Here is a 19,868-nt window from a genome sequence, read left to right as displayed (position 1 = left end):
ATTATGTTTGTTAGCTCGCAAAATAAGTAAAAAACTATGTTTTTAGTAAGAAATGACGAGCAAGCAGTGCGCCGGTGAAATTCTTTTTGAGATAAAAACCGCGCGGCAACGTCAGTATCGGCTCGCCCATTGCGCCGATCGCCTCGGTCAGCGCTTTGCTGTTAGCCGCCTTTGGGCGCAGCTGTAACACTTCTCCGTGTCGGGCGGTGATGCGCTCCACCTGCCCGAGCACGATCATGTCCATCAGCTCTTCCCAGTCCAGACGCAGCTGATGCTCTTCCTCTTCATCCGGGCTCCAGAGCAGCGGCGCGCCAACGCGACGCTCAGCCAGTGGGATCTGACGTTCACCTTCAACCGGAACCCACAGCACGCGCTTCAGCTTATGGCGCACGTGGCTGGTCTCCCACGTCACGCCGGTGTTACCGGTCAAAGGCGCAACGCAGACAAACGTGGTCTCCAGAGGCTTGCCCTGGCTGTCGATGGGAATGGTTTTTAACTCTACGCCAAGGGCAGCAAAATCTTGCTCTGGTTTGCTCCCGGCGCTGGCACCCAGCCACAGTTCCAGCAGCATGCCGATCCAGCCTTTATCTCGTTTCAGATCCTTCGGGATCGGAAGCCCTGCCATCGCCGCCAGTTCGCCCAGCGAGAAACCCGCCAGACGCTGAGCCTGCTGCAGCAACTGACGCTCGCTTGACGGCGGTGTGAGCAAGGGGGTAAGCGGATGCATGAAGGTAACCTTATGATTAAAAAATAAACGAAGAAATTGTCCCTTGTGGATAGAGTTTAACTTTTTCTGTACCAATATTCCATGTCTATGATTTATAGGTTTTTTTATCGAAAATTTAGCATCAGATCTGAAACGTAAAACGGGTTGTTCAAATCTGGTCACTGACAATAAACAGGATCTTACACCATGTTATCCACAGAAAAGTGGGATAACTGGGCATAACCCTGACTACTGTTTCAATTTACAGCCTTGACGTGCGACGAAAATCCAAATTTCAGACAAATTGTGTTTAACTTATTGGCACAATCTGTGGATAAAACCGACGCTGTTCGATCTTTCATCAGCACGATGATCCCTGATGTGATGATCGTCACGCTATTCTCTTTTTTGTTGATGGTTTCGTACTTAACTGCATGAAAATAATAATTTTATATAATTTCATTAAAAGAGGGAGCCTGACGGTGATTCAGGTTGTTCATGGGTAATCAGACACTTCTTCACAACTATATCCACAGAAAAGGTGAATAAAATTCCCTTCGCAGCTGCACTTCTGTTTATAACTCTGCCCTTATTTGTGAGTTATTCAAATGTTATTAGGTTGCAGGCCTGTAAGAGAGTGGTTTACCGCCTCCCTGTAGTGTGAAACAATCATTCATATATAAGGTTTAGATTGGGGTAGTCCGGTGATTGATGACGATGGCTACCGCCCGAACGTAGGAATAGTAATTTGTAATCGTCAGGGCCAGGTCATGTGGGCAAGGCGATATGGTCAGCACTCCTGGCAGTTCCCGCAAGGTGGGATCAATCCGGGAGAGTCCCCAGAACAAGCGATGTACCGGGAGCTTTTTGAAGAGGTCGGTTTAAGCCGTAAAGATGTTCGCATCCTGGCCTCGACCCGCAACTGGTTGCGTTACAAGTTACCGAAACGTTTGGTGCGTTGGGACACAAAGCCGGTTTGTATCGGCCAGAAACAGAAGTGGTTTCTTCTGCAGTTGGTGGGCAACGATTCAGACATCAATATGCAAACCAGCAGTACGCCGGAGTTCGATGGCTGGCGCTGGGTAAGCTATTGGTATCCTGTTCGTCAGGTCGTGTCATTTAAACGCGATGTTTACCGTAGGGTGATGAAAGAGTTTGCAAGTGTGGTTATGCAGCTTCAGGAGATCCCGCCTAAGCCGCAAAGCGCACCTGCCTGGCGACGTAAAAGAGGTTAAGCTACGCAAATCATGCTCACCCGCTTGCGAGAAATAGTCGAGAAGGTGGCCAGTGCTCCGCGTCTGAACGAGGCGTTGAATATTCTGGTTACTGACATCTGTCTTGCGATGGAGACCGAGGTCTGTTCGGTGTATCTGGCCGACCACGATCGGCGCTGCTATTACCTGATGGCGACCCGTGGTTTGAAAAAACCACGGGGACGAACCGTAACGCTCGCATTCGATGAAGGGATTGTCGGTCTGGTTGGACGGCTGGCGGAACCCATCAACCTTGCCGATGCGCAAAAACACCCCAGTTTTAAATACATTCCTTCCGTAAAGGAAGAGCGCTTCCGCGCTTTCCTTGGTGTGCCAATTATCCAGCGTCGTCAGCTGCTCGGCGTTCTGGTCGTCCAGCAGCGTGAGCTGCGTCAGTACGATGAAAGCGAAGAGTCATTCCTCGTTACGCTTGCCACACAGATGGCGGCGATCCTCTCACAGTCTCAGCTTGCTGCGCTTTTTGGTCAGTATCGTCATACGCGTATCCGTGCTCTTCCGGCCTCGCCAGGCGTGGCGATTGCTGAAGGCTGGATGGACGCCACGCTGCCGTTAATGGAGCAGGTGTACGAAGCCTCCACGCTTGATGAAGCGCTGGAGCGCGAGCGTCTTACCGCAGCCCTGGAAGAGGCGGCGAATGAATTTCGTCGCTACAGCAAACGCTTTGCGGCGGGTGCGCAAAAAGAGACGGCGGCTATCTTTGACCTCTATTCGCACCTGCTCTCAGACGCGCGTTTGCGTCGTGAGCTTTTTGCCGAGGTGGATAAAGGTTCGGTAGCAGAATGGGCCGTTAAAAAGGTTATCGAAAAGTTTGCTGAACAGTTTGCTGTATTAACTGACGGTTATCTGAAGGAGCGCGCCGGAGATTTACGCGCGCTGGGCCAACGTCTGCTGTTCCATCTGGATGACACCATTCAGGGGCCAAATGCCTGGCCAAAACGGTTTGTCCTGGTTGCCGATGAACTCTCGGCAACCACGCTGGCTGAACTGCCTCAGGACCGGCTGGCCGGCGTCGTGGTGCGCGATGGTGCCGCCAACTCACATGCCGCCATTATGGTACGTGCGCTGGGTATTCCTACCGTTATGGGGGCGGATATCCAGCCGTCGGTACTGCACCGACGCACGCTGGTGGTTGATGGTTACCGCGGTGAACTGCTGGTCGATCCTGAGCCGGTTCTGCTTCAGGAATATCAGCGTCTCATCAGCGAAGAGAATGAATTAAGCAAGCTGGCGGAAGATGACGTTAACCTGCCTGCGCAACTCAAAAGCGGAGAGCGGATCAAAGTCATGCTCAACGCGGGCTTAAGCCCGGAACACGAGGAGAAGCTTGGCAGCCGCATCGACGGCATCGGTTTATACCGCACTGAAATCCCGTTTATGTTGCAAAGTGGTTTCCCCTCCGAAGAGGAGCAGGTGGCGCAGTATCAGGGCATGTTGCAGATGTTTAACGACAAGCCCGTCACCCTGCGTACCCTGGATGTCGGGGCGGATAAACAGCTGCCGTATATGCCGATCAGCGAAGAGAACCCATGCCTGGGCTGGCGCGGGATCCGTATTACGCTCGATCAGCCGGAGATCTTTCTGATTCAGGTGCGCGCCATGCTGCGCGCCAACGCGGCGACGGGGAATCTCAGCATCTTACTGCCGATGGTGACCAGTATTGATGAGATCGACGAAGCGCGGCGCCTGATTGAACGTGCTGGCCGGGAAGTGGAAGAGATGATTGGCTATGCGATCCCTAAACCACGGATCGGTGTCATGCTCGAAGTGCCGTCGATGGTCTTTATGTTGCCGCAGCTGGCTAACCGCGTTGATTTTATCTCTGTCGGTACGAACGACCTGACGCAATATATTCTGGCCGTCGATCGTAACAACACCCGCGTCGCCAGTATTTACGACAGTCTGCATCCGGCGATCATTCGCGCGTTAGCGATGATTGCCCGTGAGGCGGAGCAGTACGGCATTGATTTACGCCTGTGCGGCGAAATGGCCGGGGATTCAATGTGCGTCGCGATCCTGATTGGTCTGGGGTATCGCCACCTGTCGATGAACGGCCGTGCCGTCGCACGCGTGAAGTATTTGTTGCGACATATCGACATCAATGATGCTCGCGAGCTGGCTGAGCGCAGTCTTGAAGCGCAGCTGTCCGCGGAGGTACGGCACCAGGTGGCGGCGTTTATGGAACGACGCGGTATGGGTGGCCTGATTCGCGGCGGCCGCTAATCCTCTTACTCCCTCTCCCTGTAGTGAGAGGGCACCAGTGCGGATAAAACCCTATACACATCTTTTACATCTCTGGCGCATCCTCCACGCCCGCCTTATGCTATGATTCGCAACTTTGGAGCCTCTGCTTAAGGCAGAATCGCATTTCTACCGCTGTCCACTTTCAGCGGAATAACAACATCTTGTGGTGACAGATGAACAGTGGTTATCTGCATTTTCCGGAATTTGATCCGGTCATTTTCTCAGTAGGACCTGTTTCGCTTCACTGGTACGGTTTGATGTACCTGGTGGGCTTCATTTTTGCCATGTGGCTTGCTGGTCGTCGCGCCAGCCGTCCTGGCAGCGGCTGGACCAAAAACGAAGTGGAAAACCTGCTGTACGCGGGCTTCCTCGGCGTGTTCCTCGGTGGCCGTATTGGGTATGTGCTGTTCTATAACCTCCCGGTATTCCTGAACGATCCCCTCTACCTGTTCCGCGTCTGGGACGGCGGCATGTCCTTCCACGGCGGCCTGATTGGGGTGATCCTGGTGATGGTGATTTTTGCCAAACGCACCAAACGCAACTTCTTCCAGGTATCAGATTTTATCGCACCACTGATCCCATTTGGGCTGGGGGCTGGCCGTCTGGGCAACTTTATCAACGGTGAGCTGTGGGGGCGTGTTGACCCGAGCGTCTCTTTCACCATGCTGTTCCCCGGCTCGCGTGCAGAAGACATGGCGCTGCTGCCGTCGCATCCAGAGTGGCAATCCATTTTCGATACCTACGGCGTGCTGCCGCGTCATATGTCCCAGCTTTATGAGCTGGCACTGGAAGGCGTCGTGCTGTTCATCATCCTGAACCTGTTTATTCGCAAACCGCGCCCGATGGGGTCTGTCTCCGGCCTGTTTCTGATTGGCTACGGCGCGTTCCGCATCATTGTTGAATTCTTCCGCCAGCCGGATGCACAGTTCACCGGTGAATGGGTACAGTACATCAGCATGGGGCAGATCCTCTCCATTCCGATGATTGTCGCGGGTGCCATTATGATGATTTGGGCGTATCGTCGTCGTCCACAGCAACAACTTTCCTGAGGAACCATGAAACAGTATCTTGAATTGATGAAAAAAGTGCTCGATGAGGGCACGCCGAAAAACGACCGTACCGGCACCGGTACGCTCTCCATTTTTGGCCACCAGATGCGCTTCAATTTACAGGAAGGCTTCCCTCTGGTGACGACCAAGCGCTGCCATCTGCGCTCGATCATTCATGAACTGCTCTGGTTCCTGCAAGGCGATACCAACGTTGCGTATCTGCACGAAAACAACGTCTCCATCTGGGACGAATGGGCAGATGAAAACGGCAACCTGGGCCCGGTTTACGGCAAGCAGTGGCGCGCATGGCCAACGCCTGATGGCCGCCATATTGACCAGATCACCACCGTGATGAACCAGCTGAAAAACGATCCGGACTCGCGCCGAATCATTGTTTCCGCCTGGAACGTGGGCGAGCTGGACAAAATGGCGCTGGCTCCGTGCCACGCGTTCTTCCAGTTCTACGTCGCTGACGGAAAGCTCTCCTGCCAGCTCTACCAGCGTTCCTGTGACGTGTTCCTCGGCCTGCCGTTTAACATTGCCAGCTATGCGCTGTTAGTCCATATGATGGCGCAGCAGTGTGACCTGGAAGTGGGGGATTTTGTCTGGACCGGTGGGGACACCCATCTCTACAGCAACCATATGGAGCAGACCCATCTCCAGCTGACCCGCGAACCGCGCGCGCTGCCGAAGCTCATCATCAAGCGCAAACCGGCGTCAATCTTTGACTACCGCTTCGATGATTTTGAGATTGAGGGCTACGACCCGCACCCTGGCATCAAAGCGCCCGTCGCTATCTGATGCGGTAAAGCGTGACACAACCGGTGCTATTTAGCGCCGGTTTTTTTTCGTCTTTATCCCGTTTCCCGAGGCGTTATCCAGAAAGCGTGCAACGCGCTGCAACTCGCTTAATCCCCTGGATAACGCCTCGTAAAACGTTAATTCGCTGCTCGCCACTTTATCGGCGCATCGCCACACTCCCCGTATGAAAAAAGAGAACGGTTTTACGCTTATCGAAACGCTGGTGGCTGTGTCGCTGGTCGTCATTCTCAGTGCCTCAGGCCTGTACGGCTGGAGCAGTTGGCAGGGGCAGCAGCGGCTGTGGCAAACCGCCAGCCAGGTGCGCGACTACCTGGTGTTTCTGCGCAACCATGCTAACCGGTACAACCGCGAGCACCGCATTACCTTGCAGCAGGTGGGGGAAAGGGCATGCCTGGTGAGTTCTGCCGTAAAAGGCTGTGAGCAGGGCAGCCCCTTTGCACTGATTCCACTCTGGCCAGAAGTCGCGGTCAGCGAGGTAACGCCGTCACTCGGGTTCTATGGATTGAGGGATACGGCATGGGCAGGTCGGATAAGAGTGCAAAGCCGTGCAGGAGAATGGCTGATTATTGTCTCAGATGGAGGGCGCATCAGGATGTGTCAGGTCTCGCAGGGGGGGCAATGTTGAAGCGTCAGCAGGGATTTTCCCTTACTGAAGTTCTGATTGCTACGGCCATCAGCAGCCTGTTATTGATCGGCGCATCGCGCTTTTTACCCGGTTTGCAGCGAGCGGTGTTACTGCAATCCGGCCAGCGAGAACAGGAAGAGGAGGTCTGGCAGAGACTGTTTTCCCTCGGCAAACAGCTCCAGCGGGCAGGCTACTGTGCGGGTAACTGCCAGGGACAAGGGTTGTTAACGGGCAGGCAAGGTAGCTGTGTCATTGTGCGATGGGATGCCAACAGTAACGGCAGCTGGGATAACAGTGCATCAGAAAACGACAGCACCGGTTTTCGTCTGGAGTCGGGTGCACTGGAAACCCTGCGTGGTGCAACCTCGTGTGAAGGCAAAGGATGGGAAAAGCTCACGGATCCGGACAGGCTGGTGATCACGCACTTTATGGTGAGAAAAGTTGAACACGCCAGGTTTGCGCCTGAGTTCACTATCGAACTGGCCGCTATCCGCAAGGGCGAGCAGGGGAAGCCTTATCAGGCGGTGTATACGGTCACGGGGTACAACTTGTGAACCGTCAACGTGGTATGTCTTCCCTGGCGCTGGTTCTGCTTTTACTGGTGCTTGGTACCCTGATCCTCACCGGTCTCAACCAGCAACTCACTACGTTTAGTGCGCTCGTTGGCGGAGAAAGCCGTTCATTTCAGCAGCAGGCCGCGGTGCAATCTGCGCTTGAGTGGGGACGCGTTCAGCGTTGGTCATCGGAGCCTCTGGCGCAGTGCAAACAGGCATCAGCGTGGCGAGTGTGTTTACGGCGGCTGAGTGAGACGAGTGTGCTGCTGATTGCCGGAGGCAATGACCTGCTGCTCTGGCGCTCAGGAGAGATAATCGACGGTAAAATTCACTTTTCACCCCACGGCTGGAGTGATTTTTGTCCCCTTAAGGAGCGCGCGTTATGCCAGCTACCGTAAACAAAGAGAAAGGATTTAGCATGGTTGAGGTTCTGCTGGCGATGATGCTGCTGGTGATGATCGTAACCGCACTGGCCGGTTATCACAGGGCACTGGCGGCGCGGTTTACCCTGTTTAACCAGTACCGCCAGCTCTGGCATTATGCCTGGAACCAGGCTCAGCTCTCAACGACTGCGCTGCCCGCAGGCTGGCAGGTGAGTCGGGTGCAGACAACGCACTCAGGATGTGTCAGCATCACGGTTACACTTTTTTCGCCTCTGGGGCGGCGCGGTGAGATAACGCGTCTGCATTGCCCTGTTAGCCAGTAGTCGGGAGCGTCTATGTTAAGGGTCTACCACTCAAATCGTCTGGATGTGCTGGAAGCGCTGATGGAATTTATCGTTGAGCGCGAGCGGCTGGACGACCCTTTTGAGCCTGAAATGGTGCTGGTGCAAAGCACCGGTATGGCGCAGTGGCTGCAAATGTCGCTTTCCCGTAAATTTGGCATTGCCGCGAACATTGATTTTCCGCTGCCGGCGAGCTTTATCTGGGAAATGTTTGTTCGCGTATTGCCAGACATTCCCGAGCAGAGCGCCTTCAACAAGCAGAGCATGAGCTGGAAGCTGATGGCGCTGCTGCCGGAAATGCTGCAGCACGATGAATTCGCCATGCTGCGCCACTATCTCAATGACGATACCGATAAGCGCAAGCTGTTCCAGCTGGCGTCCCGTACCGCCGATCTCTACGACCAATATCTGGTTTACCGTGCTGACTGGTTAATTCGCTGGGAAGCGGGTGAGCGGGTTGAAGGGCTACCGGAGGCGCAAATCTGGCAGGCGCCGCTGTGGAAAGCGCTGGTTGAGCATACGGAGAAACTGGGCCAGCCTAAGTGGCACCGTGCCAATTTGTACGATCGGTTTATCTCGATACTCGAAAATGCGTCGGAGCGCCCGGCCCGTCTGCCGTCACGCGTCTTTATCTGTGGGATATCCGCATTACCCCCTGTCTATCTGAAGGCGCTGAATGCGCTGGGTAAACATATTGATATTCATATTTTGTTTACCAACCCCTGCCGGCACTATTGGGGGGATATCCTCGATGAACGCTGGCTTTCACGACTGGTAACCCGCCAAAGAAAGCGCCTTTTTGAAGAGCGATCCGTCCCTTTGTTTAAAGACGGCTCCACCGCCGCGCAGCTTTTCGATGAAGACGGTATTCAGAACCTGCCCAATCCGCTGCTTGCCTCATGGGGGAAGCTGGGACGTGATTACATTCACATGCTCTCTGATATCACTTCATCGGGTGAAGGCGATGTGGATGCTTTTGTCGAGATCGCCCCGGATAACCTGCTGCATAACATTCAGCTCGATATTCTTGATCTGGAAAACCGTGCCGTTATGGGCGTGACGGCGAAAGAGTTTGAACGCAGCGACAGCAAGCGTCAGCTGGACGCTGACGATCGTAGTATCACGATCCATGTGTGCCATAGCCCGCAGCGTGAGGTCGAAGTGCTTCACGACCAGTTGCTGGCGATGCTGCAGGACGATCCCGAACTCACGCCGCGTGACATCGTGGTGATGGTGGCAGACATCGATAGCTACAGCCCCTTTATTCAGGCTGTTTTCGGCAGTGCGACAGGGGAGCGATACTTGCCTTACGCTATCTCTGACCGTCGCGCTCGTCAGTCGCATCCCGCCTTGCAGGCCTTTGTTACCCTGCTTTCACTGCCGGATAGCCGCTTCATCTCGGAAGATGTCCTGGCGTTACTGGATGTTCCCGTGCTGGCCGCACGCTTCAACATCAATGAGGAAGGGCTGCGCTACCTTCGCCAGTGGGTGAATGAATCTGGCGTGCGCTGGGGGATTGATGACGACAACGTCCAGGAGTTCGAGCTTCCTCCGACCGGGCAACATACCTGGCGGTTTGGCCTGACGCGTATGCTGCTGGGCTACGCCATGGAAAGCAGCCAGGGCGAGTGGAATGAGGTGCTGCCATACGATGAGTCCAGCGGTTTGATTGCTGAACTGGTGGGGCATTTAGCGTCTCTGCTGATGCAGCTTAACCGCTGGCGTCGTGAGTTAATGCAGCCGCGTCCGCTTGAAGAGTGGCTTCCGGTTTGCAGGGCGTTGCTCAATGATTTCTTCCTGCCAGACAGTGACACCGAAGCGGCGATGGCGCTCATTGAAACGCAGTGGCAGGCTATCGTCGACGAGGGCGTGAATTCCCACTATCACGAGGCGATTCCATTGTCGCTGCTGAGGGACGAATTGACGCAGCGTCTTGACCAGGAGCGAATCAGTCAGCGTTTCCTGGCGGGCCCAATCAATATCTGCACGCTGATGCCAATGCGTTCAATCCCCTTTAAGGTGGTCTGTTTGCTCGGCATGAATGACGGCGTTTATCCTCGCGCCCTGGCGCCGCTGGGGTTCGATTTAATGAGCGCAAATCCAAAGCGGGGTGACCGTAGTCGTCGTGATGATGACCGCTATCTTTTCCTCGAAGCGCTCATCTCTGCCCAGAGTAAGCTCTATATCAGCTATATCGGCCGCTCCATTCAGGATAACAGCGAGCGCTTCCCCTCCGTTCTGGTGCAGGAGTTAGTGGATTATATCGGCCAGAGCCACTATCTGGCGGGTGATGAAGCCCTTAACTGTGATGAAAGCGAACAGCGGGTCAAAGCGCATATCACCTGTGTCCACAGCCGTATGCCGTTTGACCCGATGAACTACGTTGTTAGCGAACAGCAGAGCTATGCCCGCGAGTGGCTACCGGCGGCGAAAAAGGAGGGGAGAGCACATACGGATTTCATTCAGACACTTGACCCGCTGCCCATTAACACCCTGACTTTTGAACAGCTTCAATGCTTTTGGGCGCATCCTGTTCGCGCCTTCTTCCAGCAACGATTGCAGGTCAACTTCCGTTCTGAAGAGAGCGAAATTCCGGATGCAGAACCTTTTACGCTGGAAGGGCTGGAGCGCTATCAGTTAAATCTGCAACTGCTGAATGCACTGGTTGACGAGGAAGATGCCGACAAGCTTTATCGCCGCTATCGTGCGGCAGGGCAACTGCCTTATGGCGCGTTTGGGGAGATCGTCTGGGAGGCGCAATGCCAGGAGATGAACGCTCTGGCGGAGCGCGTAAGGGAGCAGCGTCAGCCCGGACAAAGTCTTGAAATCGATCTCAGCTGCAATGGCATCCAGCTCACCGGCTGGCTCACTCAGGTTCAGCCTGATGGGCTGCTGCGCTGGCGGCCTTCACTGCTCAGCGTTTCACAGGGATTGCAACTCTGGCTGGAACATCTTGTCTACAGTGCGTTGGGCCATAAAGGCGAAAGCCGGATTTTCGTGCGCAAAGAGGGCGAGTGGCGCTTTCCGCCAATGGAGGCAGAGCAGGCGTTTCGCTACCTCTCTTTGTACATTGAAGGCTATCTCCAGGGAATGAACAAACCTCTGCTGTTATTGCCTGAAAGTGGTGGTGCGTGGATAAAAGCCTGTTACGACGCACAGAATGATGCGATGTTAACGGATGAGGCTTCTCTGCAGAAAGCGCGCAGTAAATTTATACAGGCCTATGAAGGGAACATGATGGTGCGCGGCGAGGGGGAAGATGTCTGGTACCAGCGCTTATGGCGCACGCTCGAACCAGAGTACTTTGAGGCTATCACGGAAGAGGCAAAGCGCTACCTGTTACCGTTGTTTAAATTTAATCAGTCCTGAGTGCTGTATAAAAATTGCGCAGTATGGGGTGTTCATTTATGATGCACTTCTTATCATGGACTGATGTACCCCCAATAAAGAGATGTTGGCGTGTCCAGCACGCAGTGTGTTAATGATGTTTACCCTAAATAATTCGAGTTGCAGGAAGGCGGCAAGGGTGTGAATCCCCTGGAGCTTACATAAGTAAGTGACTGGGGTGAACGCACGCAGCCAACGCACATGCAACTTGAAGTATGACGGGGATAGCCGTGATAAAGAGGTCGTAATGCCAGGCAGCACCGTGTTCAAAGCGTTTGTTTTGTTTATCGCCCTTTGGGCTCCCTTCACTCAGGCAGACTCCGGTTGGCAACCCGTTCAGGACACTATCCGTAAGAGCGAAAAAGACACCCGGCAGTATCAGGCGATCCGGCTTGATAACGGCATGACCGTGCTGCTGGTTTCCGATCCGCAGGCGGTGAAATCCCTCTCGGCATTGGTCGTGCCGATTGGATCGCTGGAAGATCCTGAGGCTCACCCGGGGCTGGCGCATTACCTCGAACACATGACGTTAATGGGGTCAAAGAAGTATCCGCAGCCGGATAGCCTGTCCGAATTTCTAAAAATGCATGGCGGCAGCCACAATGCCAGCACGGCACCTTACCGCACGGCCTTTTATCTCGAAGTCGAAAATGACGCGCTGGACGGGGCGGTTGATCGTCTTGCGGATGCTATCGCCGCGCCGCTGCTGGATAAAAAGTACGCCGATCGTGAACGCAATGCGGTGAATGCCGAACTGACGATGGCCCGTACCCGAGACGGTATGCGTATGGCGCAGGTCAGCGCTGAGACGATCAACCCGGCGCACCCAGGTGCACGCTTCTCGGGCGGCAATCTGGAGACGCTCAGCGATAAACCCGGCAGCCCGGTCATTGATGCTCTGCATGCGTTTCGCGACAAATACTACTCAGCCAACCTGATGAAGGCGGTTATTTACAGCAACAAACCGCTGCCTGAACTGGCTGGTTTGGCGGCAAAAACGTTTGGCCGGGTGCCAAATAAAAATATCGACCTGCCCAAGATTGACGTGCCGGTTGTCACGGACGCGCAAAAAGGGATCGTCATCCACTACGTTCCTGCCATGCCCCGCAAGGTGCTGCGCGTTGAGTTCCGCATTGATAACAACACCGCACAGTTTCGCAGCAAAACCGACGAGCTGGTGACCTACCTGATTGGTAACCGCAGTCCGGGAACATTATCCGACTGGCTGCAAAAACAGGGGCTGGTGGAAGGGATTCGCGCCGATTCGGATCCTGTTGTAAACGGCAACAGCGGCGTGCTGGCAATTTCCGCCACCCTGACCGACAAAGGGCAGGCCAACCGTGATGAAGTGGTTGCCGCTATCTTCAGCTACCTCTCTTTGCTGCGTGAGAAAGGCGTCGATAAGCGCTATTTTGATGAACTCGCTCATGTGCTGGATCTCGATTTCCGTTACCCGTCCATCACCCGCGACATGGATTATGTGGAGTGGCTGGCGGATACCATGATCCGCGTGCCGGTGGAACACACCCTCGATGCGGTCAATATTGCCGATCGCTATGATGCGGCGGCGTTAAAAGCGCGCCTGGCGATGATGACCCCGCAGAATGCCCGTATCTGGTACATCAGCCCGAACGAACCGCATAACAAAACCGCCTACTTTGTCGATGCACCTTATCAGGTAGACAAGATCGGCGACCAGACCTTCGCTGCCTGGCAAAAGAAGGCTGGAGAGATTGCGTTGACGTTGCCGGAACTGAACCCTTACATTCCGGATGATTTTACGCTTATCAAAACCACTAAGGATTATCCGCACCCCCAGCTCATTGTCGATGAGCCGACGCTGCGCGTGGTGTATACCCCAAGCCGTTATTTCGCGAGCGAGCCAAAGGTGGATGTCAGCGTGGTGCTGCGTAATCCGAAAGCGATGAATAGTGCCAAAAATCAGGTGATGTTCGCGCTGAATGACTATCTCGCGGGTATCGCGCTCGATCAGCTTAGCAACCAGGCAGCCGTTGGCGGGATCAGCTTCTCCACCAATGCCAACAATGGTTTGATGCTGAATGCAAATGGCTATACCCAGCGTTTGCCTCAGCTGTTCCAGGCACTGCTGGAGGGCTATTTTAGCTATACGCCGACGGAAGAGCAGCTTGAGCAGGCCAAGTCCTGGTATGCGCAGATGATGGATTCTGCGGAAAAGGGCAAAGCCTACGATCAGGCGCTGATGCCAGCGCAAATGCTGTCGCAAATCCCGTATTTCCAGCGTGAAGAACGCCGGGCATTGCTGCCATCTATCTCATTAAAAGAGGTGCTGGATTACCGTGATGCGCTGAAAACTAACACGCGTCCTGAGTTCCTTATCGTCGGTAACATGAGCGAGGATCAGGCTAAAACGCTGGCAGAGAATGTCCGCACTCAGCTGGGTTCGAAAGGCGACGAGTGGTGCCGTAACCAGGACGTGCTGGTTGAGAAAAAACAGAATGTGATTTTTGAAAAAGCGGGGAGCAGTACCGATTCCGCGCTGGCTGCAGTGTTTGTGCCCACGGGCTATGACGAATTCTCCGGGTCCGCACAGAGCGCGGTGCTGGGGCAGATTATTCAGCCGTGGTTCTATAACCAACTGCGTACGGAAGAGCAGCTTGGCTACGCGGTATTTGCTTTCTCGATGAACGTTGGCCGTCAGTGGGGGCTGGGCTTCCTGCTGCAAAGCAGCGATAAACAACCGGCCTATCTCTGGCAGCGCTATCAGGCGTTCTTCCCGCAGGTGGAAGCAAAGTTGCGGGCCATGAAGCCGGAAGAATTTTCCCAGATCCAGCAGGCCGTCATTGCGCAGGTGATGCAGCCGCCGCAGACGCTGGGCGAAGAGGCGTCGCAGCTGAGCAAAGATTTTGATCGCGGTAATATGAAATTTGATTCGCGTGATAAAGTAGTGGCCGAGATAAAACAGCTGACGCCGCAGAAGGTTGCGGACTTCTTCCATCAGGCCGTGATTAAGCCGCAGGGCATCACCATTCTGTCTCAGGTTTCCGGTAGCCAGAACGGGAAAACGGAGTACGTGAATCCACAAGGCTGGAAAGTCTGGAAGAGCGTCAGCGCGCTGCAGCAATCAATGCCCTGGAGTAAGAAAGAATGACCGATACCGCTGAGTCCCTTGATCCCTTACGTTTACCTCTACAGGGTGAACGATTGATTGAAGCCTCAGCGGGAACGGGAAAAACGTTTACCATTGCCGCGCTCTATCTGCGCCTGCTGTTAGGGCTTGGCGGTAACGCTGCTTTTCCGCGCCCTTTGAGCGTTGAAGAGCTGTTGGTCGTGACCTTTACCGAGGCCGCCACCGCTGAGTTGCGCGGCCGTATTCGTACCAATATTCACGAACTGCGCATCGCCTGCCTGCGCCAGAGTACGGATAACCCTCTCTACGCGAGCCTTCTGGAAGAAATTGCTGATAAGCAGCAGGCCGCCCAGTGGCTGCTCCTTGCGGAACGACAGATGGACGAAGCGTCCGTCTTTACCATTCACGGGTTTTGCCAGCGCATGCTGAGTCTGAATGCGTTCGAATCCGGCATGCTGTTTGAACAACAACTCATTGAAGATGAATCCGTGCTGCGCTATCAGGCCTGTGCGGATTTCTGGCGTCGCCACTGCTACCCGTTACCGCGCGATATCGCCGAAGCGGTACATGCCTTGTGGAAAGGGCCAGAGGCACTGCTGCGTGCCATCGATCGTTATCTTCAGGGGGAAGCGCCGGTCATCAAATCGCCGCCGCCAGCGGATGAAACCCTGGCCTCACGCCATGAAAAAATCATCGCGCGAATCGCAGACATCAAGCAAAAATGGAATGAATCAGTCGGCGAGATTGAGGCGATCATCGAGAGTTCCGGGATCGACAGACGCAAGTTCAACCGTGGCAACCAGGGGAAATGGATCGAGAAGATCAGCGCATGGGCGCAGGAAGAGACGCGCGGTTATCAGCTTCCGGACGCGCTGGAGAAATTCTCACAGCGTTTCCTGGTTGAGCGGACCAAAGCCGACGGCATTGTGCCTGAACATCCCCTGTTTGTGGCAATTGAAACTCTGCTGGCGGAGCCCCTGACGCTTAACGATCTGATGATCACCCGTGCGATGACGGAAATTCGCGATGCCGTGGCGCGCGAAAAGCGCCGGCGGGGCGAGCTGGGTTTTGATGACATGCTGAGTCGCCTTGATGCGGCGTTGTGCAGCGAAAATGGCGAAGCGCTTGCAGAGGCGATTCGTACTCGCTTCCCGGTCGCAATGATTGACGAGTTTCAGGATACCGATCCTCAGCAGTACCGTATTTTCCGCCGTATCTGGCGCCATCAGCCCGGCACCGCACTGCTGTTAATCGGCGATCCGAAGCAGGCCATTTACGCTTTCCGCGGTGCGGATATTTTCACCTACATGAAAGCCCGCAGTGAGGTTGATGCGCACTATACGCTCGATACCAACTGGCGATCCTCTCCCGGCATGGTGGAAAGCGTTAACGCGCTGTTCAGTCGCATGGATATGGCGTTTATGTTCCGGGAAATCCCGTTTCTGCCGGTCAAATTTGCCCCGAAAAACGATTCGTTGCGCTTCGAATTCAACGGTGAGACGCAGCCCGCCATGCACTTCTGGCTGCTGGACGGAGAAGGCTGTGGCGTCGCCGACTATCAAAATGCCATGGCCCAGTACTGTGCGGCGCAGATTAGGGACTGGCTCAGCGCAGGCGCGCGGGGAGATGCGCTGCTGTGGAAGGGCGATAAACCCGCGCCGGTAAAAGCATCCGATATCACGGTGCTGGTGCGAAGCCGCCAGGAGGCCGCGCTTATTCGCGACGCCCTGACGCTACTGAATATTCCGTCCGTCTATCTTTCCAACCGCGACAGCGTTTTTGAAACGCTGGAAGCCCAGGAGATGCTTTGGCTGCTGCAGGCCGTGCTGGCGCCAGAGCGTGAAAGTACGCTGCGCAGTGCACTGGCGAGTGCGATGCTCGGGCTGAATGCGCGTGATATTGATGTGCTCAACAATGACGAAGCCGCGTGGGATGCCGTGGTAGAAGAGTTTGTTCGCTACCGCGAAAAATGGCAAAAGCGCGGCGTGATGGCGATGGTGCGTGAGCTCATGGCAGAGCGTCACATTGCGGAGAACATGCTCGCAACCGCGGGCGGTGAGCGCCGTCTGACCGATATTCTGCATATCAGCGAATTGCTGCAGGAAGCGGGGACACAGCTGGAGAGCGAGCATGCCCTGGTGCGCTGGCTGGCGCAGCAGATTGCCGACCCGAACAGTAATTCGTCCAGCCAGCAGATGCGCCTTGAGAGTGATAAACACCTGGTGCAAATCGTCACCATTCACAAATCGAAAGGCCTGGAATACCCGCTGGTCTGGCTGCCCTTTATCGCCAATTACCGCGTGCAGGATCAGGCTTTTTACCACGATCGCGAGTCGTTTGAAGCGGTACTCGATCTCAGCAACGCAGAGTCAAGCGTTGAGCTGGCCGAAGCCGAGCGTCTGGCAGAAGATCTGCGTCTGCTTTATGTGGCGCTGACCCGCTCGGTCTGGCACTGCAGCCTGGGCGTTGCGCCGCTGTTTCGTCGCCGGGGCGATAAGAGCGGCGAGAGTGATTTTCATCTGAGTGCGCTGGGAAGGCTTATCCAGCGAGGCGAACCCAAAGATGCTGCCGGTCTGCGCCAGTGCATCGAATCTCTTTGCTCAGAGCATGTTGCCCTGCATATTCCGTCTCAGCCCGACAACAGCCGCTGGCAGACGCCGGAAGAGAGAGCGTCAGAGCTGCATGCCCGCCAGGTTGCCCGCACGATTGCCGACGACTGGCGCGTTACCAGTTACTCCGGTTTACAGCAGCACGGGCAAAGCGTTGCTCAGGATTTGATGCCTAAACTGGACGTAGATGCTGCAGGCGCAGGAAGCGTGCCCGCTGAACCGGTGCTCACACCGCATCAGTTCCCGCGTGGGGCCTCGCCGGGCACGTTTTTACACAGCCTGTTTGAAGAGCTGGATTTTACCCAGCCGGTCTCTGAAGAATGGGTGCTGAAGATGCTCCAGAGCGGCGGCTACGACGCCCAATGGCAGCCGGTTCTCACCGACTGGCTCCGCGCTGTTTTGCACGCGCCGCTCACGACACAGGGGATTTCCCTCAGCCAGCTGACCGCCAAAGATAAACAGGTCGAAATGGAGTTTTATCTCCCCATCGCCAGCCCGCTCAGGGCCGACGCGCTTGACGCGTTGATCCGTGAGTACGATCCGTTATCCGCCGGGTGCCCACCGCTCAACTTCCGCCAGGTTCAGGGGATGCTAAAAGGGTTCATCGACCTGGTTTTCCGCCACGAAGGGCGCTACTACCTGCTGGATTACAAATCGAACTGGCTGGGTGAGAACAGCGAAGCCTATACCCAACAGGCGATGGCCTCAGCGATGCAAATGCATCGCTACGACCTACAGTATCAGCTCTATACCTTGGCGTTGCACCGGTACCTGCGCCATCGCATGGCCGATTACCGTTACGAAGACCATTTTGGCGGCGTTATTTACCTGTTCCTGCGCGGCGTGGATGCTAACGACCCGCAGTCGGGCGTTTTTAGCACCCGTCCGGATGCGGAGCTGATTGAAAAAATGGATAACCTGTTTGCTGCACGCACAGAGGAGGTGGCATGACGATGCAGGCGCTATTGCTGGAGGCGGTAGAACAACGATTATTGCGCCACCTGGACGTGCAGTTTGCCATGATGGTGGCGGGCGAGGAGCCAGCCGTTATGCTCGCTGCCGCCATTCTGAGTAAGGACGCAGGCGAGGGGCATGTGTGCCTTCCGCTGTCGCGTCTGGCTGTGGATGAGAAAATGCCTCCGGCGCTGCAGTCGTGTTTCGCACTGCTCGGTGAGGCAGTGGACTGGCAGGCGATATTACTCCGCTCGCCTGCCGTCAGCGCGACCGATACCGGGACGCCACTGATTTTGACCGGCGAGCGTTTGTATCTGAACCGACTCTGGCGTAACGAACTGACGGTGGCGCGCTTCTTCAGCGAGACCAACGCCCCGCTTCCCTGCGATGAAGCGCAGCTCCGGCAAGTGCTGGATACGCTGTTTACCTCTGACGACGCGACTGACTGGCAGAAAGTGGCGGCCGCCGTGGCGTTAACGCGGCGGATCTCGGTGATTTCGGGCGGCCCGGGCACCGGGAAAACAACGACGGTTGCAAAACTGCTTGCCGCGCTGATTCAGTTATCCGGTGAGCAAAAGTGTCGTATTCGTCTGGCGGCTCCCACCGGTAAAGCCGCGGCACGTCTGACGGAGTCATTAGGCGGTGCCCTGCAAAAATTGCCGCTCACAGGGGAACAGCTTGCGCTTTTACCCAATGAAGCCAGCACGTTGCATCGGTTACTTGGCGCGCAGCCGGGTAGCCAGCGTCTGCGCTACCATGCCGGTAACCCGCTACACCTGGATGTGCTGGTGGTGGATGAAGCGTCGATGATTGACCTGACGATGATGTCGCGGCTGATCGATGCTTTGCCGCCTCATGCGCGGGTCATTTTCCTCGGCGACCGTGACCAGCTAGCGTCCGTGGAAGCCGGGGCCGTGCTGGGTGATATCTGCACCTATGCCAGTCTGGGTTATACCGCGGAACGCGCGGAGGAGTTGGCCCGCCTGACAGGGTGTTCCCTTGCGGCGGAACAGCACTCGATCGCGGGCGCGCTGCGCGACAGCTTGTGCCTGCTGCAAAAAAGCTACCGTTTCGGCAGCGACTCCGGCATCGGGCAGCTTGCGTCGGCGGTGAACCGGGGAGACCGGCACACGACCTGTGCGGTGTTTGACGGTACCTTTACCGACATTGAGAAAAAATCGCTGCAAAGTGGGGAAGAGTATCAGGCGATGCTGGATGATGCCCTGCTGGGGTATCAACATTTTCTCACCGGCGTACAACAGCAACGTCCGCCGGAGCAGGTGATTGCCGCGTTTGGCGAATATCAGTTGCTCTGCGCGTTGAGGGAGGGGCCGTTTGGCGTCAGCGGCCTGAATGACAGGCTGGAACAGCTGCTGGCGCAGAAACGTAAAATCAACCGTACCCTGCACTCGCGCTGGTATGAAGGGCGCCCGGTGATGATTTCCCGCAACGATAGTGCGCTGGGGTTGTTTAATGGCGATATCGGCATTGCACTCGATCGCGGGCAGGGGTTGCGCGTCTGGTTCCAGATGCCGGATGGTAGCGTGAAGTCCTTCCAGCCCAGCCGTTTGCCCGAGCATGAAACTGCGTGGGCGATGACGGTGCATAAATCGCAGGGCTCTGAGTTTAACCATGCGGCGCTGATCCTGCCGACGCAGCTTTCACCTGTCGTTACCCGCGAGCTGATCTATACCGCCATCACGCGTGCGCGTCAGCGCCTGTCGCTGTATACCGATGAACGCGTGCTGATGCAGGCCATCGCCACCCGCACGGAACGCCGAAGCGGGCTGGGCGCAATCTTTGAGTCTCTCTGA

At 55.6% G+C, this 19,868-nt stretch carries 13 protein-coding genes and 1 pseudogene; 12 read left to right on the top strand and 2 right to left on the bottom strand.

Annotated elements, in window-relative coordinates; translation table 11 throughout:
- Positions 1-34 precede the first annotated feature (34 nt).
- A complete protein-coding gene (gene mutH, locus ABFI50_RS04830; RefSeq protein WP_014885084.1) occupies positions 35-727 on the bottom strand; it encodes a DNA mismatch repair endonuclease MutH in 693 nt (230 codons plus the stop codon).
- Between the two features lie 154 nt (positions 728-881).
- Positions 882-947: pseudogene (locus ABFI50_RS04825) on the bottom strand (hypothetical protein); the annotation flags it as partial.
- 463 nt (positions 948-1,410) lie between these two features.
- Between ABFI50_RS04825 and rppH the strand changes: the two are divergent.
- From rppH to recD, 12 genes are all read left to right on the top strand, one after another.
- Positions 1,411-1,941, top strand: a complete 531-nt coding sequence (gene rppH, locus ABFI50_RS04820; RefSeq protein WP_013098553.1) for an RNA pyrophosphohydrolase — start codon at positions 1,411-1,413, stop codon at positions 1,939-1,941.
- Positions 1,942-1,953: 12 nt separating this feature from the next.
- The gene (gene ptsP, locus ABFI50_RS04815; protein WP_014885083.1) at positions 1,954-4,200 is read left to right on the top strand and encodes a phosphoenolpyruvate--protein phosphotransferase; all 2,247 of its coding nucleotides are present in this window, start codon (positions 1,954-1,956) and stop codon (positions 4,198-4,200) included.
- 194 nt (positions 4,201-4,394) lie between these two features.
- Complete coding sequence (lgt, locus tag ABFI50_RS04810; RefSeq protein ID WP_014885082.1) at positions 4,395-5,270, top strand: prolipoprotein diacylglyceryl transferase; 876 nt, start codon at positions 4,395-4,397, stop codon at positions 5,268-5,270.
- 6 nt (positions 5,271-5,276) lie between these two features.
- Positions 5,277-6,071 (top strand): thymidylate synthase, encoded by a 795-nt coding sequence (thyA, locus tag ABFI50_RS04805; protein ID WP_014885081.1) that lies wholly within the window; start codon positions 5,277-5,279, stop codon positions 6,069-6,071.
- A 184-nt stretch (positions 6,072-6,255) separates the two neighbouring features.
- Positions 6,256-6,717, top strand: coding sequence for a prepilin peptidase-dependent protein (locus tag ABFI50_RS04800; protein ID WP_023331219.1), 462 nt, complete (start codon positions 6,256-6,258; stop codon positions 6,715-6,717).
- Positions 6,711-7,271 carry a prepilin peptidase-dependent protein gene (locus tag ABFI50_RS04795; protein ID WP_023331218.1) on the top strand — a complete coding sequence of 187 codons (561 nt, stop codon included), beginning with the start codon at positions 6,711-6,713 and terminating at the stop codon, positions 7,269-7,271. Before ABFI50_RS04800 ends, ABFI50_RS04795 begins: the two co-directional genes overlap by 7 nt.
- A complete protein-coding gene (locus ABFI50_RS04790) occupies positions 7,268-7,669 on the top strand; it encodes a DUF2509 family protein (RefSeq protein ID WP_032629471.1) in 402 nt (133 codons plus the stop codon). Before ABFI50_RS04795 ends, ABFI50_RS04790 begins: the two co-directional genes overlap by 4 nt.
- Positions 7,654-7,977 carry a prepilin-type N-terminal cleavage/methylation domain-containing protein gene (locus ABFI50_RS04785; protein WP_023331216.1) on the top strand — a complete coding sequence of 108 codons (324 nt, stop codon included), beginning with the start codon at positions 7,654-7,656 and terminating at the stop codon, positions 7,975-7,977. Before ABFI50_RS04790 ends, ABFI50_RS04785 begins: the two co-directional genes overlap by 16 nt.
- Before the next feature lie 12 nt (positions 7,978-7,989).
- Positions 7,990-11,364: an exodeoxyribonuclease V subunit gamma gene (gene recC, locus ABFI50_RS04780; protein WP_096217989.1), complete on the top strand. Its 3,375-nt coding sequence runs from the start codon at positions 7,990-7,992 to the stop codon at positions 11,362-11,364.
- A gap of 265 nt (positions 11,365-11,629) precedes the next feature.
- Positions 11,630-14,512: a pitrilysin gene (ptrA, locus tag ABFI50_RS04775; protein ID WP_088127248.1), complete on the top strand. Its 2,883-nt coding sequence runs from the start codon at positions 11,630-11,632 to the stop codon at positions 14,510-14,512.
- Positions 14,509-18,051, top strand: a complete 3,543-nt coding sequence (gene recB / locus ABFI50_RS04770; protein ID WP_096217991.1) for an exodeoxyribonuclease V subunit beta — start codon at positions 14,509-14,511, stop codon at positions 18,049-18,051. Before ptrA ends, recB begins: the two co-directional genes overlap by 4 nt.
- Entirely contained in the window at positions 18,048-19,868 is a 1,821-nt protein-coding gene (recD, locus tag ABFI50_RS04765; protein ID WP_023337709.1) for an exodeoxyribonuclease V subunit alpha, read from the top strand. The genes recB and recD overlap by 4 nt, the downstream gene beginning before the upstream one ends.

The sequence above is a fragment of the Enterobacter sp. HNDS-6 genome (assembly GCF_039850505.1).
Classification (GTDB): Bacteria; Pseudomonadota; Gammaproteobacteria; order Enterobacterales; family Enterobacteriaceae; genus Enterobacter; species Enterobacter kobei.
This window is presented reverse-complemented; position numbering and strand designations above follow the sequence as displayed.

What these genes read in the sequence shown, in the direction of transcription:
- recB (WP_096217991.1), top strand. Translation starts at nt 14,509, where the DNA reads ATGACCGATACCGCTGAGTCCCTTGATCCCTTACGTTTACCTCTACAG.
- ptsP (WP_014885083.1), top strand. Translation starts at nt 1,954, where the DNA reads ATGCTCACCCGCTTGCGAGAAATAGTCGAGAAGGTGGCCAGTGCTCCG.
- ABFI50_RS04800 (WP_023331219.1), top strand. Translation starts at nt 6,256, where the DNA reads ATGAAAAAAGAGAACGGTTTTACGCTTATCGAAACGCTGGTGGCTGTG.
- mutH (WP_014885084.1), bottom strand. Translation starts at nt 727, where the DNA reads ATGCATCCGCTTACCCCCTTGCTCACACCGCCGTCAAGCGAGCGTCAG.
- thyA (WP_014885081.1), top strand. Translation starts at nt 5,277, where the DNA reads ATGAAACAGTATCTTGAATTGATGAAAAAAGTGCTCGATGAGGGCACG.
- lgt (WP_014885082.1), top strand. Translation starts at nt 4,395, where the DNA reads ATGAACAGTGGTTATCTGCATTTTCCGGAATTTGATCCGGTCATTTTC.
- ABFI50_RS04785 (WP_023331216.1), top strand. Translation starts at nt 7,654, where the DNA reads ATGCCAGCTACCGTAAACAAAGAGAAAGGATTTAGCATGGTTGAGGTT.
- recC (WP_096217989.1), top strand. Translation starts at nt 7,990, where the DNA reads ATGTTAAGGGTCTACCACTCAAATCGTCTGGATGTGCTGGAAGCGCTG.
- ptrA (WP_088127248.1), top strand. Translation starts at nt 11,630, where the DNA reads ATGCCAGGCAGCACCGTGTTCAAAGCGTTTGTTTTGTTTATCGCCCTT.
- recD (WP_023337709.1), top strand. Translation starts at nt 18,048, where the DNA reads ATGACGATGCAGGCGCTATTGCTGGAGGCGGTAGAACAACGATTATTG.
- ABFI50_RS04795 (WP_023331218.1), top strand. Translation starts at nt 6,711, where the DNA reads ATGTTGAAGCGTCAGCAGGGATTTTCCCTTACTGAAGTTCTGATTGCT.